We start from the raw sequence: 16,364 nt of genomic DNA, 5'->3' as shown, positions 1-16,364 counted from the left end.
CAGCCGCCCCCCCGCCGCTACGGTCCCGGCATCCGCCCCAGCTGCACCAGCGAGGTGCCGCGCCGGCGCGAGAGGTGGTAGCCGCGCCCCGGCGGCATCGGGCGCGGCCGTACGTTGCCCAGCAGATCCCCCTCCGACGGGTCGCCCGACAGCACCACGCCCTGCGCCCCCAGCTCCTTGAGCCGTTGCAGGAACGGCTCGTACAGCGCCCGCGCGGCCCCCGCCGAACTGCGCGCGAGGACGAAGCGGATCCCGGTGTCCCGCGCGAACGGCAGGAACTCCACCAGCGGGGCCAGCGGGTTGCCCTGGCCGGTGGCCACCAGGTCGTAGTCGTCGATCACGACGAACACGTCCGGCCCGCTCCACCAGCTGCGGTCCCGCAACTGCTGCGGGGTGACGTCCGCCGGCGGCTGCCGCCGGGAGAACACCCCGGCCAGCGCCTCCATGTGCATCTGGAGGGAGCCCGCAGTCGGCGCGTACTCCAGCAGGTGCTCCTCCGGCAGTGCGCCCAGCAGGCCGCGCCGGTAGTCGCCGACGACGAGCTTGGCCTCGTCCGGGGTGTAGCGCCGCGCGATCTGCTGGGCGAGGAGTCGCAGCAGGTTCGTCCTGCCCGACTCGCTCTCGCCGAACACCAGGAAGAAGGGGTCCGCCGCGAAGTCGACGAACACCGGCTCCAGCGCGGTCTCGTCGATGCCGATGGCGATCCCGCGCTCCGGGAACTCCCCGCCCCCGGGCAGCCGGTCGGCGTGCAGCAGCCGCGGCAGCAGCCGTACGCCCGGAGCCGGCGGCCCCGTCCAGCCCGCCCGGGCCGCGGTGACGAAGGCGGCCGACGCCTCGGACAGGCTCCCCGCGTCGTGCCCGCCGTCGATCCGCGGCAGGGCGCCCAGGAAGTGCAGCTTCTCCGGTACCTGTCCGCGCCCCGGCATCCCCGCGGGCACGTTCGCCGCGACCTTGCGGTCGAACTCGGAGTCCATGACGTCGCCCAGGCGCAGTTCCAGCCGGCCCAGCAGCTGGTCCTTCAGCGCGGCCCGCACCTCCATGTACCGGGCCGCCGTGACCACCACGTGGACGCCGTAGCCGAGGCCCCGGGCCGCGACGTCGGTGACGACCTGCTCCAGGACCTCGTACTCGGTACGGAAGGCACCCCAGCCGTCGACGACGAGGAACACGTCGCCCCAGTCCTCGCCGGGCAGTTCGCCCGCCGCCCGCCGGCGCCGGTAGGTCCCGACGGAGTCGATGCCCTCCGACCGGAAGAACTCCTCGCGCCGGGTCAGGACGCCCGCCACCTCCGCGACCGTACGCCGCACCCGCTCCGGGTCCAGCCGTGAGGCGATCCCGCCCACGTGCGGCAGCCCGGCGACCGCCGACAGGCCGCCGCCGCCGAAGTCCAGCCCGTAGAACTGCACCTCGCGCGGGGTGTGGGTGAGCGCGAACGCGCAGATCAGGGTCCGTAGCAGCGTCGACTTCCCCGACCGCGGGCCGCCCACCACCAGCATGTGCCCCGACGCCCCCGAGAAGTCCCGGTACAGCACCTCGCGCCGCTGCTCGAAGGGCTTGTCGACCAGCCCGAGCGGTACGACCAGAGCCCCGGGCCGCGCGTACCCCCGGGCGTGCAGCCCCCGCCGCGCGTCCACCGCCGTCGCCGGGAGCAGCCGGTCCAGCGGCGGAGCCTGGTCGAGCGGCGGCAGCCACACCTGGTGGGCGGGCGCCCCCTGCCCCTCCAGCCGCCCCACGATCACGTCCAGCACCGTGTCCGCGAGCGCCTCGTCCTCCCGCTCCTCCCGCTCGGGCCGCTCCTCCCGCTCCTGCGCCGCGTACACGACCGGCACCGGGGCCGCCGTGAACAGCACGGGCCGCCGCTCCACCGCGAACGGCTCCGCCGACGGCGCGGGCCCGCCCGGGCGGTAGGCGCCCGACACGTACGCGGCCTTGAACCGCGTCATCGCGTCCGTACCGCACTTCAGGTAGCCCGAACCGGGCACCGACGGCAGGTGGTAGGCGTCCGGCACCCCGAGCGCCGTCCGCGACTCCGCCGCCGAGAAGGTCCGCAGACCGATCCGGTACGACAGGTACGTGTCCAGCCCGCGCAGCCTGCCCTCCTCCAGGCGCTGCGAGGCCAGCAGCAGGTGCACGCCCAGCGAGCGGCCGATCCGGCCGATCTGGATGAACATGTCGATGAAGTCGGGCTTCGCGGTGAGGAGTTCCGAGAACTCGTCGATGACCAGTACCAGCGAGGCCAGCGGCTCCAGCGGGGCACCCGCCGCGCGCGCCCTCTCGTAGTCGTGGATGCCCGCGTAACCGCCCGCCGCCCGCAGCAGCTCCTGCCGGCGCTGGAGCTCGCCGCGGATCGAGTCACCCATCCGGTCGACCAGCGTCAGGTCGTCCGCCAGGTTGGTGATCACGGCGGCGACGTGCGGAAGCCGCCCCATGCCGGTGAAGGTGGCGCCGCCCTTGAAGTCGGCGAGTACGAAGTTCAGCGTCTGCGAGGTGTGCGTGACGGCCAGCCCCAGCACCAGCGTGCGCAGCAGCTCCGACTTGCCAGAACCGGTCGCGCCCACGCACAGCCCGTGCGGCCCCATCCCCTCCTGTGCGGCCTCCTTCAGGTCCAGCATCACCGGGCCGCCGTCCTCACCGACACCGATCGGCACGCGCAGCCGCTCACCGGCCGGCCTCGGCCGCCAGGTCCGGTCCACGTCGACCCGCGCCGCGTCACCGAGGCCCAGCAGGTCCGTGAAGTCCAGGTTCGCCAGCAGCGGCTCCTCCTCGTCCCCGCCGCCCGCGCGCAGCGGCGCCAGCTGCCGGGCCAGCGCCTCCGCGGCCGGCAGCGACAGCACGTCGGGCGTGCCCTCGTACGCCACCCCCGCGCCCGACTCCAGCCGCAGCCGCCCCGGCCGCACCACGACCGACAGCCCGCCGCGGGGCACGTCCAGCTCACCGGCGACCACCTCGACGACCGTCACCCCCTGGAGGCCCTCGGCCGCCGCGAGCACCGAGTCCGGCGGGACCGCGACACCGCGCGCGCCGCCGTCCAGGACGACCACCAGGTGCGGCCGGTCCAGCACCGGGGCCGCGTCCCGGCCGAACCGGGGCCGCCCCTCCAGCCGGGACCCCAGCAGCCCCTCCAACTCCGTCAGGTCGTCGGAGAACAGCCGCCGCGTACCGGCCCCGTCGACCCGGTCCGGGACCTGGGTGTGCGGCAGCCACTTCACCCAGTCCCAGGAGGACTCCGCCCCCGGCGCGGCCACCACGCCCACCACGAGGTCCTCGGGGGAGTGCAGCGCCACCAGCTGCGCCACCAGCGCCCGCGCAGTCCCGCGCGCCGACTCCGCGTCCCCGGACACCGTCACGTGGTAGAAGGCCCGCAACGACACCGCCACCGGCAGCCCGTCCAGCGAGGAGTGCACCGCCAGGAAACGCTGCATCGCGCCCGCGGCGAGCGGCTCCAGCTCCTCCACCGGGGCCGTGTCCGGCGCCACCGGCACCATCGCCGGCCGCTGCGCGCCCAGCCCGAGCCTCGCCTGCCCGAAGTCCGCGTCGCCGGCCCGCCGCTCCCACAGCCGCGAGCCCTCCGCCACCACCGCCCACAACTGCTCGGGCGCCGGGTGCAGGTACAGCTGCGCGTCCCGCTGCGCCCGCGCGGCCCGCCGCACCCGGCGGCGCGTCCGCGCCAGGTACCGCAGGTAGTCCCGCCGCACGTCGGCCATGTGCCCCTGCGTACCGCGCCGGTGGCGCACCAGCTGCGCGACCACCATGGCCACCGTGGAGACCAGCATCAGCACGCCCATCACCCGCAGGAAGGACCCGGTACCCGCGGTGAAGAAGAAGACCACCGAGGACCCCATGCCGAGCATCGGCAGGAGCTGCGTCAGCAGCCCCTCCTCCTGACCGCGCGCGAGCGCCGGCGGAGCCTCCAGCCGCAACTCTTCCGAGGGAACCTCGGGCGGCAGCGACCGCGGCGGGCGCTTGACGACGATCTGGCTCACCGGAGCACCGGTCCCTCCAGGACGGACGTACGGGGACACCGCGGCCGCCCCCAAGTCCCGCACGTCCAGGGGCACTCCGCCGACGGGGGAGGCGATCCTACGGGCGGGGGGCAGGGCTGCCGCGCCACTAGGGTGACGCCCGCAGCGAGCGCGTCCGCACCCGCTGGACGCCGCCACGGGGGCCGGACAGAGGGGGCCACACGGTGAGTACGGCCGCAGCGACGGGCTTTCGCAGGGTCACCGTCGTGGCTCCCGACCGCCGCGTCGACGTCGCCCTTCCGGATGACGTCGCCGTCGCCGACGTCTGCCCCGAACTGCTGCGCCTCACCGGTCAGCGCCAGCCCGTCGGCGCCCCGGCCGGCTTCCACCTGGTCCGCCGCTGCGGCACCGTCCTCGACGGCGCCCGCACCCTCGCCGCCCAGCAGGTCCTCGACGGGGAGGTGCTGGCCCTGCGCCCCTTCGCCGAGTCGCTGCCGCCGGCCGTCTTCGACGACGTCTGCGACGCCGTCGCCTCGGCCGTCGTACGCGACCGCCGCCGCTGGAGCGACGACATGCTGCACGGCGCGGGCCTGGCCGGCGCCGCGACCCTGCTCCTCCTGCTCGGCCTCGTCCTCTGGTACGCCGACCCCGTCCGCCACGACACGCACGGCCTGCCCGGGATCGTCGCCGGGGTCGTCGCCCTCCTGCTGACCGCCGCCGCCGCGGTGCGCGGCCGGGTCTACGGGGACCGGGTCTGCACCGCGGCCCTCGGCCTGGCCGCGCTCCCGCACCTGCTGATCGCCGGTTCCGGCATCGTCGCCGCCGACCCGGGCCAGGGGCCGGGCAGGCTCCAGTTCCTCCTCGGCTGCGTCTGCGCCCTCGTCGGCGCCACCGCCCTGGCCGCGCTCAGCCCGCACGGCGACGCGCCCTTCGTCGCGGCCGCCTTCCTGACCGCGACCGGGAGCCTGGCCGGCTTCGCGGTCATCGTCTGCGACACCTCCGCGACCGCCGCCGCGGCCGTCTGCGCCCCCGCCGCCGTCGGGCTCGTCGCCTTCCTGCCCGGCCTCGCGGCCCGCTCCGCCCGGCTGCCCGTCGGCTACGCCGCCCCGCGCGCCGCCCCCGCCCCGGACCACGGCGGCCCCGACCACTACGAGGGCGCCGCCGCGGCGGACGACCCCGGCGCCGCTACCGACGGGGCCGCGCTCGACGCCGGCCGGATCGCCGCCCGGGCCCGCCGGGGCCACGAGACCCTCCTCGGCCTGGCCGGGGGCTGCACCGCCGTCACCGTGGCCTGCGCCGCCGTCCTCGGCTTCTCCGGCAGTACCTGGGGCCGGCTCCTGGCCCTGGCCACCGGCCTGGCGATGCTGGCGCGGGCCCGGCTCTTCCGCCGCACCCCGCAGGTGCTGTGCTGCCTCACCGCCGGCCTGGCCGCCGTCTCCCTGCCGGTGGTGGGCCTGGCCCTGCACACCCCCACCGCGCTCCCCGCCGCGCTCACGGGCCACCCCGGCGGAGCCGGCCCGGAGCTCCGTACGCTCTGGCTCTCGGCCGCCGTCGCCGCCGGCGCGGCCCTCCTCGCGGGAATTGCGCTTGTCATCCCCCGCAAGGGCCTGTCACCCTTCTGGGGAAGGGTGCTCGACCTCACCGAGGCCGCAGTACTGCTCAGCCTGGTCCCGCTGGCCCTCGCCGTGCTGGACGTCTATGCCCGCGCCCGCGCTCTCACCAGCTGAGACGCCGCGGCCCGGCAGCCTGGTACGCTGTGTGACGGCCGTTTGTGTACGCGCCCCCGGAAATCTCTGGAGGCTGCGCTCAGCGGACCCCGCCTCCCGAGTTACGGAAGATCCCCAGAGAATTCGACCTGGGGCACTCGGTGGCAACGAAGACCTATTACGAGGAGTACGCGTGCCGCTCGACGCCGCAGTGAAGAAGCAGCTCATCGCAGAGTTTGGTGCCAAGGAGGGCGACACCGGCTCCCCCGAGGTCCAGGTCGCGATGCTGTCCCGCCGCATCTCGGACCTGACCGAGCACCTCAAGACCCACAAGCACGACCACCACTCCCGTCGTGGTCTGCTGATCCTGGTCGGCCAGCGTCGCCGCCTGCTGCAGTACCTGGCCAAGAAGGACATCCAGCGCTTCCGTGCGCTGGTCGAGCGCCTCGGCATCCGCCGCGGTGCGGCCGGCGCCAAGTAAAGACGCTGTGAAGGGAGCGGTTCCCACACTGATGGGGCCGCTCCCTTTGCTGTACGTGCGCGACCTGCCGGACGCTTTGTAGTCTGGAACACAGCGCACGACCGAAGAGGAGCAGCGCCCTCCCTACGCCGCCGGTCCTCGGTAGTGGCATCCGGAAAGCCCCGCGCCGGGGCTCAGAACCGGGTGCTTCGATCGAAGACCGGCCCGCACGCCAGGAGCGCTTCTCCGACACCGTCCTCCACCACACGGGTGGCGGACGGAGACGACGAAAATGGAGAGAACGCTAGTGGAGAACGAGACCCACTACGCCGAGGCCGTCATTGACAACGGTTCCTTCGGTACCCGCACCATCCGCTTCGAGACGGGCCGTCTCGCTCGCCAGGCCGCCGGCTCCGCCGTTGCCTACCTGGACGACGACACCATGGTGCTCTCCGCGACCACCGCGTCGAAGAAGCCCAAGGACCAGCTCGACTTCTTCCCCCTCACGGTGGACGTCGAGGAGCGCCAGTACGCGGCCGGCAAGATCCCCGGTTCCTTCTTCCGCCGCGAGGGCCGCCCCTCCGAGGACGCGATCCTCACCTGCCGCCTGATCGACCGCCCGCTGCGCCCGTCCTTCAAGAAGGGCCTGCGCAACGAGATCCAGGTCGTCGCGACGATCATGGCGCTCAACCCCGACCACCTGTACGACGTCGTCGCGATCAACGCCGCGTCCGCGTCCACCCAGCTGGCCGGCCTGCCCTTCTCCGGCCCGATCGGCGGCGTCCGCGTCGCGCTGATCCGCGGCCAGTGGGTGGCCTTCCCGACGCACACCGAGCTCGAGGACGCCGTCTTCGACATGGTCGTCGCGGGCCGCGTGCTCGAGGACGGCGACGTCGCGATCATGATGGTCGAGGCCGAGGCCACCGAGAAGACCATCGCCCTGGTCAAGGGCGGCGCCGAGGCGCCGACCGAGGAGGTCGTGGCCGCCGGTCTCGACGCCTCGAAGCCCTTCATCAAGGTCCTCTGCAAGGCCCAGGCCGACCTGGCCGCCAAGGCCGCCAAGCCCGAGGGCGAGTTCCCGGTCTTCCTGGACTACCAGGACGACGTGTACGAGGCCCTCGCGGCCGCCGTCAAGGGCGAGCTCTCCCAGGCGCTGACCATCGCGGGCAAGCAGGACCGCGAGGCCGAGCTGGACCGCGTCAAGGACATCGCCGCCGAGAAGCTCCTCCCGGCCTTCGAGGGCCGCGAGAAGGAGATCTCCGCCGCCTACCGCAGCCTGACCAAGGCCCTGGTGCGCGAGCGCGTCATCAAGGACAAGGTCCGCATCGACGGCCGCGGGCTCACGGACATCCGTACCCTCGCCGCCGAGGTCGAGGCCATCCCGCGCGTGCACGGCTCGGCGCTGTTCGAGCGTGGCGAGACCCAGATCCTGGGCGTCACCACCCTCAACATGCTCCGCATGGAGCAGCAGCTGGACACCCTCTCCCCGGTGACCCGCAAGCGCTACATGCACAACTACAACTTCCCGCCGTACTCCGTCGGCGAGACCGGCCGCGTCGGTTCGCCGAAGCGCCGCGAGATCGGCCACGGCGCGCTCGCCGAGCGCGCGATCGTGCCGGTCCTGCCGACCCGCGAGGAGTTCCCCTACGCGATCCGTCAGGTGTCCGAGGCCCTCGGCTCCAACGGTTCGACGTCCATGGGCTCGGTCTGCGCCTCCACCATGTCGCTGCTGAACGCCGGTGTGCCCCTCAAGGCCCCCGTCGCCGGTATCGCCATGGGCCTGATCTCCCAGGAGATCGACGGCAAGACCCACTACGTCGCCCTCACCGACATCCTCGGTGCGGAGGACGCCTTCGGCGACATGGACTTCAAGGTCGCCGGCACCAAGGAGTTCGTCACCGCGCTCCAGCTCGACACCAAGCTCGACGGCATCCCGGCCTCCGTCCTGGCCGCGGCCCTGACGCAGGCCCGCGACGCCCGCCTCCACATCCTCGACGTGATGATGGAAGCGATCGACACGCCGGACGCGATGTCCCCGTTCGCGCCGCGGATCATCACCGTCAAGATCCCGGTGGACAAGATCGGTGAGGTCATCGGCCCCAAGGGCAAGATGATCAACCAGATCCAGGAGGACACCGGCGCCGAGATCACGATCGAGGACGACGGCACCATCTACATCGGTGCCTCCGACGGCCCGGCCGCCGAGGCCGCCCGTGCCACGATCAACGCGATCGCCAACCCGACCATGCCGGAGGTCGGCGAGCGGTACCTGGGTACGGTCGTCAAGACCACCACCTTCGGTGCCTTCGTCTCCCTCATGCCCGGCAAGGACGGTCTGCTGCACATCTCGCAGATCCGCAAGCTCGCCGGTGGCAAGCGCGTGGAGAACGTCGAGGACGTGCTCGCGGTCGGCACCAAGGTCCAGGTGGAGATCGCCGAGATCGACCAGCGCGGCAAGCTCTCCCTGATCCCCGTGATCGACGGCGAGGCTGCCGGCGACGACGCTGACAAGGACGACTCCGACAAGTGACGTCGCGTAGTTCCCGTGTGACGGCCCGCCCCTCTTCGGAGGGGCGGGCCGTCGCCCGTACCCAAACCCTGCTCAAGGGGCAGAACGGCATCGGCACCGTCCGGCGCACGGTCCTGCCCGGCGGACTGCGCGTCGTCACCGAGACGCTGCCCTCCGTCCGCTCCGCCACCTTCGGCATCTGGGCCAACGTCGGCTCCCGCGACGAGACGCCCACGCTCAACGGCGCCACGCACTACCTGGAGCACCTCCTCTTCAAGGGCACCGCCCAGCGCAGCGCCCTCGACATCTCCTCCGCGATCGACGCGGTCGGCGGCGAGATGAACGCCTTCACGGCGAAGGAGTACACCTGCTACTACGCCCGGGTGCTCGACACCGACCTGCCGCTGGCCATCGACGTGGTCTGCGACATGCTCACCGGCTCGCTGATCCGCGAGGAGGACGTCGACGCCGAGCGCGGGGTCATCCTCGAAGAGATCGCGATGACCGAGGACGACCCGGGCGACATGGTCCACGACCTGTTCGCGCAGACCATGTACGGGGACTCGCCGCTCGGCCGCCCCGTCCTCGGCACCGTCGAGACGATCAACGCCCTCGGCGCCGACCGGATCCGCCGCTTCTGGAAGAAGCACTACGACCCCACCCGCCTGGTCGTGGCCGCCGCGGGCAACGTCGACCACAACAAGGTCGTACGCCAGGTCCGCGCCGCCTTCGAGAAGGCCGGCGCCCTGCGGCACACCGACGCCCAGCCGATCGGCCCCCGCACCGGCACCAAGCGGATCCGCACCGCCGGCCGCGTCGAACTCGTCAACCGCAAGACCGAGCAGGCCCACGTGGTCCTCGGCATGCCGGGCCTCGCCCGCACCGACGAGCGCCGCTGGGCCCTGGGCGTACTGAACACCGCCCTCGGCGGAGGCATGTCCTCGCGCCTCTTCCAGGAGGTCCGCGAGAAGCGCGGCCTCGCCTACAGCGTGTACTCGTACACCTCGGGCTTCGCCGACACCGGCCTCTTCGGGGTCTACGCAGGCTGCCGCACCGGCCAGGTCCACGACGTACTACGGATCTGCCGCGACGAGCTCGACAAGGTCGCCTCCGACGGGCTCACCGACGAGGAGATCCGGCGCGCCGTCGGCCAGCTCTCCGGCTCCACCGTCCTCGGCCTGGAGGACACGGGCGCGATCATGAACCGCATCGGCAAGAGCGAGCTGTGCTGGGGCGACCAGATGTCGGTCGACGACATGCTGGCCCGCATCGCCGCGGTCACCCCGGACGAGGTCCGGTCGGTCGCCCAGGACGTACTGGCCCAGCGGCCCTCGCTCGCGGTGATCGGCCCGCTCAAGGAGAAGCAGGCCGCCCGCCTCGACGAAGCGGTCGCCTAGTTCCGTACAGAGTGAAGTCCGTACTCGTTTTCAAGGCTGTACTCGTTTTTAAGGACAGAGAATGAGCAAGCTGCGCGTGGCAGTCCTCGGCGCCCAGGGCCGCATCGGCTCCGAGGCCGTCAAGGCGGTCGAGGCCGCCGAGGACATGGAGCTGGTGGCGGCCCTCGGCCGTGGCGACAAGCTGGAGACGCTGGCCGAGGCCGGCGCCCAGGTCGCCGTCGAGCTGACCACCCCCGACTCCGTGATGGGGAACCTCGACTTCCTCGTCGGCCACGGCATCCACGCCGTGGTCGGCACCACCGGCTGGACCGAGGACCGCCTCGCCCAGCTGAACACCTGGCTCGCGGGCTCCCCGAAGACCGGTGTGCTCATCGCCCCGAACTTCTCCATCGGCGCCGTCCTCACCATGAAGTTCGCCGCCCAGGCCGCCCGCTACTTCGAGTCCGTCGAGGTCGTCGAGCTGCACCACCCGAACAAGGTCGACGCCCCCTCGGGCACGGCCACCCGTACGGCGCAGCTCATCGCCGCGGCCCGCGCCGAGGCCGGCCTCGGCGCGCAGCCCGATGCCACCGCCACGGGCCTCGACGGCGCCCGCGGCGCGGACGTCGGCGGGGTCCCGGTGCACGCCATCCGCCTGCGCGGCCTGCTGGCCCACCAGGAGGTGCTGCTCGGCGGCGAGGGCGAGACCCTGACCATCCGCCACGACTCCCTGCACCACAGCAGCTTCATGCCGGGCATCCTGCTCGGCGCGCGCCGCGTGACGCAGACCCCGGGCCTCACCTTCGGCCTGGAAAACTTCCTCGACCTGAGCTGACAGAGCCCACCATCATGCGCGCGAAGATCACGTACTTCCTCACGGCCGCCGTCCTGGTCGTCTACTTCGTCCTGGTCGGCAGCCGCGGCCTGATGCTGATCGGGCAGGGCACCTGGCTCACCGTCACCTTCGGCGCCGCCGTGCTGATCATGCCGGTCATCGGCGTCTGGTTCCTCTGGATGAACACCCGGTTCGTCACCAAGGCCAACCAGCTCGCGACCGAGCTGGAGGCCGAGGGCGGCCTGCCCGTCGACGAACTCGAACGCGACCAGTACGGCCGGATCCTGCGGGACTCCGCCGACGAGGTCTTCGCGCGCCGCAAGGCCGAGACCGAGGACGCGCCGGGGGACTGGCGCAGCTGGTTCCGCCTCGCCGTCGCCTACCGCGACGCCCGCGACACCCCGCGGGCGCGCAAGGCCATGCAGAGGGCCATCGCCCTGCACGACGGAAGGCCCGTACAGGTCTGATCCCCGTACGGGCCTCCGGGCGCGTCCTGGCAGCTCAGGCGGGCACGGGCAGTCGGTACTCCCGGGCCCACGCCTCCAGCGAGCCCGCGGCCCGGTCGAAGGCCTCGCCGCGGGCCAGGAAGTCGGCGCCGTGGTCGGTCAGCAGTACGGGCTGCTCGGATCCGTCGCGCGCGGCCACGGTCAGGGCCTGCCCCTGTACGGTCCTGGGCAGTCCGAGCCAGCGCACCGGCTGCTGGACCGTACGGATCTCGGAGACCTCGATCCAGCGGATCGTGCGGGTCCGGAAGAACCCGACGCGGCGCAGTCCCGCCGGGCTCACCCACACTCCGGTGCGCAGCAGGCGCAGGGCCGTGCCGAGCACGGCGAGGGAGGCGGCCGCGGCGATCCCGGCGCCGGCCCAGGTGCCGGCGAAGACGATGATCACCGTGGCCAGCAGCATGAAGGCGGACACCAGCAGCAGCAGGGCCGCGGCGGCGACCCGCCACGGCCCGGGCCGGTAGGGCCGGCGCCAGCGCTCCGGATCCGAGTGGGGGAGGGCTTCGTCCTCGTCGGCGTCGAACACGCCGTCGGCCGTCAAAAAGGGCAGGGGCACGGCAGGACCTCACTCACATGCACGTTCGGTTGGGCTGTGCCCGTGAGGCTACCGCCCCTCGGAGGCCTCCGACTGCTGCGCCTTGTCGGCTGACTTGTACGGCTGCAGTGCGGGCATGCCGAAGAGCAGCGAGCCGACGAGCCCCGCCACCACGGTCAGTCCGACCAGACTACGGGCGGCGATCTGGGGCAGCCCGAGACTCTCGCGCGGCGGCGGAGTGACGTTACTGCGGAATCGGTCGGCCTCGGCGACGAAGGCGAACGGGACGGGTTCGCGCCGGCGGAACATAGGGGCGACTCTCCTCACGGTGGGGCCCGGGCGGGGGCGACAAAAGGGGCGGGCTTCTCCTTGTAGGACGTACGAACGGCCCGATCGGTGCCGGATTTCGGGACATCGGCCAAAATATTTGGCTCTCCGTCAGCTGTCCGGGTGACCACGCCGCCGCCCGCCTCGTGTCCGGGACCCGACGCCCGGCGCCGTAGAGTGGGCGCGCCCCAGGTAAGACCCGTTCGGAAGGACCCCCGGTGAGCGAGACCGCCGCTTCAGACCTGAAACCCAGCTTCCGCAGTGATGTGACGGTGGAGCTGGTGAAGCACTCCGCCGCCGACTCCGACGTGCTGTGGGCCGCCCGTGTCTCCACGGCCGGCGAGCAGTCCCTGGAGGAGCTCCAGAAGGACCCCGAGCGCTCCAAGGGCCTCATCAACTACCTGATGCGCGACCGCCACGGCAGCCCCTTCGAGCACAACTCGATGACCTTCTTCATCAGCGCCCCGATCTTCGTGTTCCGCGAGTTCATGCGCCACCGCGTGGGCTGGTCCTACAACGAGGAGTCCGGCCGCTACAGGGAGCTGGAGCCGGTCTTCTACGTCCCCGACGCCGAGCGCAAGCTCGTCCAGGAGGGCCGCCCCGGCAAGTACGTCTTCGTCGAAGGCACCCAGGCCCAGCAGGAACTGACGGGCCGGGTCATGGAGGATTCGTACCGTCAGGCGTACGAGGCCTACCAGGAGATGCTGGCGGCGGGCGTGGCCCGCGAGGTCGCCCGTTCGGTCCTGCCGGTGGGTCTGTTCTCCTCGATGTACGCCACCTGCAACGCCCGCTCGCTGATGCACTTCCTCGGCCTGCGCACCCAGCACGAGCTGGCGAAGGTCCCGTCCTTCCCGCAGCGGGAGATCGAGATGGTCGGCGAGAAGATGGAGCAGCACTGGGCGACGCTCATGCCGCTGACCCACGCGGCCTTCAACGCCAACGGCCGCGTTGCCCCGTAAGGTCCGATGCACGCGCGGCGTACTGATGTGCGGGGAGAAGTCCCAAGTGTCCGTATTGCGGCGTTTCGTAAAGTTCATCTAGGCTGATCAAACGGACCCGGCACTGCTTGAACCCCCGAGCAGGCAGTGCCGGGATCCAAAACCCTCCCAGCCGCCGCTGGGAGGGATCACCGGTAGACGTCCCCCGAGGGGACACCGCGAGCATGGCAGCGAGTAGCGTGTTACCCATGGCTCCGATCTCGACTCCGCAGACCCCCTTCGGGCGGGTCCTCACCGCCATGATCACGCCGTTCACGGCGGATGGCGCACTTGACCTCGACGGCGCGCAGCAGCTCGCCGTCCACCTGGTGGACGCAGGCAACGACGGCCTGATCATCAACGGCACCACCGGTGAGTCGCCCACGACCACCGACGCGGAGAAAAACGACCTCGTACGAGCCGTACTCGAAGCGGTCGGTGACCGCGCCCACGTCGTGGCCGGCATCGGCACGAACGACACCCGGCACACCCTCGAACTGGCCCGCCAGGCGGAGCGCACCGGCGCCCACGGCCTGCTCGCCGTCACCCCGTACTACAGCAAGCCCCCGCAGGAAGGCCTCTTCCAGCACTTCACGGCCATCGCGGACGCCACCGAGCTCCCCGTGATGCTCTACGACATCCCCGGCCGCAGCGGTGTCCCGATCAACACGGAAACCCTGGTACGGCTGGCCGAGCACCCGCGTATCGTGGCCAACAAGGACGCCAAGGGCGACCTCGGCCGTGCCAGCTGGGCCATCGCACAGAGCGGCCTGGCCTGGTACTCCGGCGACGACATGCTGAACCTGCCCCTCCTGTCGGTCGGCGCCGTCGGCTTCGTCTCCGTGGTCGGCCACGTGGTCACCCCCGACCTGCGAGCCATGCTGGAGGCCCACCTGGGCGGAGACGTCCAGAAGGCCACCGAGATCCACCAGAAGCTGCTCCCCGTCTTCACCGGCATGTTCCGCACCCAGGGTGTGATGACCACCAAGGGCGCGCTGCACCTCCAGGGCCTGCCGGCCGGTCCCCTGCGGCTCCCGCTGGTCGGGCTGACCGACGAAGAGACGGCGCAGCTCAAGATCGATCTTGCCGCCGGCGGGGTACAGCTCTGACAACAGACTTCACAACTGAATAAGCAAGACCAAAACAGACAACAGCAAGTGCACGAATGACATGCGCGCCACGTGCCTTAAGGGGTACGTGGCGTGTGTGGTGAAGGAGAAACTTTTGAGCCATCCGCACCCTGAACTGGGCCCGCCGCCGAAGCTCCCCAAGAACGGCCTCCGGGTCACCCCCTTGGGCGGTCTCGGCGAGATCGGCCGCAACATGACCGTCTTCGAGTTCGACGGCCGGCTGCTGATCGTCGACTGCGGCGTCCTCTTCCCCGAGGAGGAGCAGCCCGGCGTCGACCTGATCCTTCCGGACTTCACGTCCATCCGGGACCGCCTCGACGACGTCGAGGGCATCGTCCTCACCCACGGCCACGAGGACCACATCGGCGCCGTCCCGTACCTCCTCCGGGAGAAGCCGGACATCCCGCTGATCGGCTCCAAGCTGACCCTGGCGCTCATCGAGGCCAAGCTCCAGGAGCACCGCATCCGCCCCTACACCCTCGAGGTGAAGGAAGGCGAGCGCGAGAACCTGGGCCCCTTCGACTGCGAGTTCATCGCCGTCAACCACTCCATCCCGGACGCCCTGGCCGTGGCCATCCGCACCGGCGCCGGCATGGTCGTGTGCACCGGTGACTTCAAGATGGACCAGCTCCCGCTGGACAACCGCCTCACCGACCTGCACGCCTTCGCGCGCCTGAGCGAGGAGGGCATCGACCTCCTCCTCTCGGACTCGACGAACGCCGAGGTCCCGGGCTTCGTCCCGCCCGAGCGCGACATCTCCAACGCCATCCGCGGCGTCTTCGCGAGCGCGCAGAAGCGGATCATCGTGGCGTCGTTCGCCAGCCACGTGCACCGCATCCAGCAGATCCTGGACGCGGCCCACGAGTACGGCCGCCGGGTCGCCTTCGTCGGCCGCTCGATGGTCCGCAACATGGGCATCGCCCGCGACCTGGGCTACCTCCGCGTCCCGGCCGGCCTCGTCGTCGACGTCAAGACCCTCGACGACCTGCCGGACGACGAGGTCGTGCTGGTCTGCACGGGTTCCCAGGGCGAGCCGATGGCGGCCCTGTCCCGCATGGCCAACCGCGACCACCAGATCCGGATCGTCCCCGGCGACACGGTCATCCTGGCCTCGTCCCTGATCCCGGGCAACGAGAACGCGGTCTACCGCGTGATCAACGGCCTGACCCGCTGGGGCGCCAACGTCGTGCACAAGGGCAACGCCAAGGTGCACGTTTCCGGCCACGCCTCCGCCGGCGAGCTGCTGTACTTCTACAACATCTGCAAGCCGCGGAACCTGATGCCGGTCCACGGTGAATGGCGCCACCTGCGCGCCAACGCCGAGCTCGGTGCCATGACGGGCGTCCCGAAGGACCGCATCGTCATCGCCGAGGACGGCGTGGTCGTCGACCTGATCGACGGCAAGGCCCGGATCTCCGGCAAGGTCCAGGCCGGCTACGTGTACGTGGACGGCCTCTCGGTCGGCGACGTCACCGAGGCCTCCCTCAAGGACCGCCGCATCCTCGGCGACGAGGGCATCATCTCGGTCTTCGTCGTGGTGGACAGCACCACGGGCAAGGTCGTCAGCGGCCCGAACATCCAGGCCCGCGGCTCCGGCATCGAGGACTCCGCCTTCGCGGCGATCCTGCCGAAGATCGAGGACGCGATCGCCCGCGCCGGCGCCGACGGCGTGGCCGAGCCGCACCAGATCCAGCAGCTCATCCGCCGCACGATGGGCAAGTGGGTCTCGGACGGCTACCGCCGCCGCCCGATGATCCTCCCGGTCGTCGTCGAGGTCTGACCTCGCGTCTCGTAGCGACCTCACTGGAGCGGGGCAACCGGATTTGCGTCCGGGGGCCCCGCTCCAGTACGTTTACGTCTCCACCTCGCACCGACCCGGGCACACACGTGTGCCCGTCGCCGCATGCGAGCGGGCGGGAATCAGCACCCGGGGAAACCTGATAAAGTCTGATCCGCCCGAAAGGGAAAGGCCCCCCGAAGGCCATCGGAATTCCAATCCACACCGGAAACGGCACGGAAAAGAATCTGATAGAGTCGGAAACGC

The 16,364-nt window shown here is 71.6% G+C and carries 12 protein-coding genes; 9 read left to right on the top strand and 3 right to left on the bottom strand.

What is annotated here, in order from left to right; all coding sequences use genetic code 11:
* Positions 1-17: 17 nt before the first annotated feature.
* Positions 18-3,983, bottom strand: a complete 3,966-nt coding sequence (eccCa, locus tag OOK31_RS08890) for a type VII secretion protein EccCa (RefSeq protein WP_267011889.1) — start codon at positions 3,981-3,983, stop codon at positions 18-20.
* A gap of 203 nt (positions 3,984-4,186) precedes the next feature.
* Between eccCa and eccD the strand changes: the two genes are divergently transcribed.
* From eccD to OOK31_RS08860, 6 genes are all read left to right on the top strand, one after another.
* The gene (eccD, locus tag OOK31_RS08885; RefSeq protein ID WP_267011888.1) at positions 4,187-5,689 is read left to right on the top strand and encodes a type VII secretion integral membrane protein EccD; all 1,503 of its coding nucleotides are present in this window, start codon (positions 4,187-4,189) and stop codon (positions 5,687-5,689) included.
* A 172-nt stretch (positions 5,690-5,861) separates the two neighbouring features.
* A complete protein-coding gene (rpsO, locus tag OOK31_RS08880; RefSeq protein ID WP_267011887.1) occupies positions 5,862-6,149 on the top strand; it encodes a 30S ribosomal protein S15 in 288 nt (95 codons plus the stop codon).
* Positions 6,150-6,435: 286 nt separating this feature from the next.
* Complete coding sequence (locus OOK31_RS08875; RefSeq protein ID WP_267012819.1) at positions 6,436-8,658, top strand: polyribonucleotide nucleotidyltransferase; 2,223 nt, start codon at positions 6,436-6,438, stop codon at positions 8,656-8,658.
* Positions 8,655-10,034: a pitrilysin family protein gene (locus OOK31_RS08870; protein WP_267011886.1), complete on the top strand. Its 1,380-nt coding sequence runs from the start codon at positions 8,655-8,657 to the stop codon at positions 10,032-10,034. Before OOK31_RS08875 ends, OOK31_RS08870 begins: the two co-directional genes overlap by 4 nt.
* Positions 10,035-10,095: 61 nt before the next feature.
* Positions 10,096-10,848, top strand: a complete 753-nt coding sequence (gene dapB / locus OOK31_RS08865) for a 4-hydroxy-tetrahydrodipicolinate reductase (protein WP_267011885.1) — start codon at positions 10,096-10,098, stop codon at positions 10,846-10,848.
* A 14-nt stretch (positions 10,849-10,862) separates the two neighbouring features.
* A complete protein-coding gene (locus OOK31_RS08860) occupies positions 10,863-11,315 on the top strand; it encodes a tetratricopeptide repeat protein (protein ID WP_267011884.1) in 453 nt (150 codons plus the stop codon).
* A gap of 34 nt (positions 11,316-11,349) precedes the next feature.
* On the opposite strand, the gene OOK31_RS08855 is transcribed toward OOK31_RS08860, so the two are convergent.
* Both OOK31_RS08855 and OOK31_RS08850 read right to left on the bottom strand, forming a co-directional pair.
* Positions 11,350-11,907, bottom strand: coding sequence for a PH domain-containing protein (locus OOK31_RS08855; protein ID WP_267011883.1), 558 nt, complete (start codon positions 11,905-11,907; stop codon positions 11,350-11,352).
* A gap of 48 nt (positions 11,908-11,955) precedes the next feature.
* Positions 11,956-12,195, bottom strand: coding sequence for a hypothetical protein (locus tag OOK31_RS08850; RefSeq protein ID WP_267011882.1), 240 nt, complete (start codon positions 12,193-12,195; stop codon positions 11,956-11,958).
* A gap of 236 nt (positions 12,196-12,431) precedes the next feature.
* Between OOK31_RS08850 and thyX the strand changes: the two genes are divergently transcribed.
* The 3 genes from thyX (at position 12,432) to OOK31_RS08835 (ending at position 16,100) form a co-directional block, all read left to right on the top strand.
* Positions 12,432-13,172, top strand: coding sequence for an FAD-dependent thymidylate synthase (thyX, locus tag OOK31_RS08845; protein WP_267011881.1), 741 nt, complete (start codon positions 12,432-12,434; stop codon positions 13,170-13,172).
* 227 nt (positions 13,173-13,399) lie between these two features.
* Entirely contained in the window at positions 13,400-14,299 is a 900-nt protein-coding gene (gene dapA / locus OOK31_RS08840; RefSeq protein ID WP_267011880.1) for a 4-hydroxy-tetrahydrodipicolinate synthase, read from the top strand.
* A 115-nt stretch (positions 14,300-14,414) separates the two neighbouring features.
* Positions 14,415-16,100: a ribonuclease J gene (locus tag OOK31_RS08835; protein ID WP_267011879.1), complete on the top strand. Its 1,686-nt coding sequence runs from the start codon at positions 14,415-14,417 to the stop codon at positions 16,098-16,100.
* Positions 16,101-16,364: the final 264 nt, after the last annotated feature.

The organism is Streptomyces sp. NBC_00249, assembly GCF_026342355.1.
Lineage (GTDB): Bacteria > Actinomycetota > Actinomycetes > Streptomycetales > Streptomycetaceae > Streptomyces.
Note: the sequence above shows the minus strand (reverse complement) of the source record. Positions and strands in the feature narration are given on the sequence as shown.

Excerpts from the sequence above, each read along its gene's own strand:
- dapB (WP_267011885.1), top strand. The coding sequence starts at position 10,096 with ATGAGCAAGCTGCGCGTGGCAGTCCTCGGCGCCCAGGGCCGCATCGGC.
- OOK31_RS08860 (WP_267011884.1), top strand. The coding sequence starts at position 10,863 with ATGCGCGCGAAGATCACGTACTTCCTCACGGCCGCCGTCCTGGTCGTC.
- OOK31_RS08850 (WP_267011882.1), bottom strand. The coding sequence starts at position 12,195 with ATGTTCCGCCGGCGCGAACCCGTCCCGTTCGCCTTCGTCGCCGAGGCC.
- dapA (WP_267011880.1), top strand. The coding sequence starts at position 13,400 with ATGGCTCCGATCTCGACTCCGCAGACCCCCTTCGGGCGGGTCCTCACC.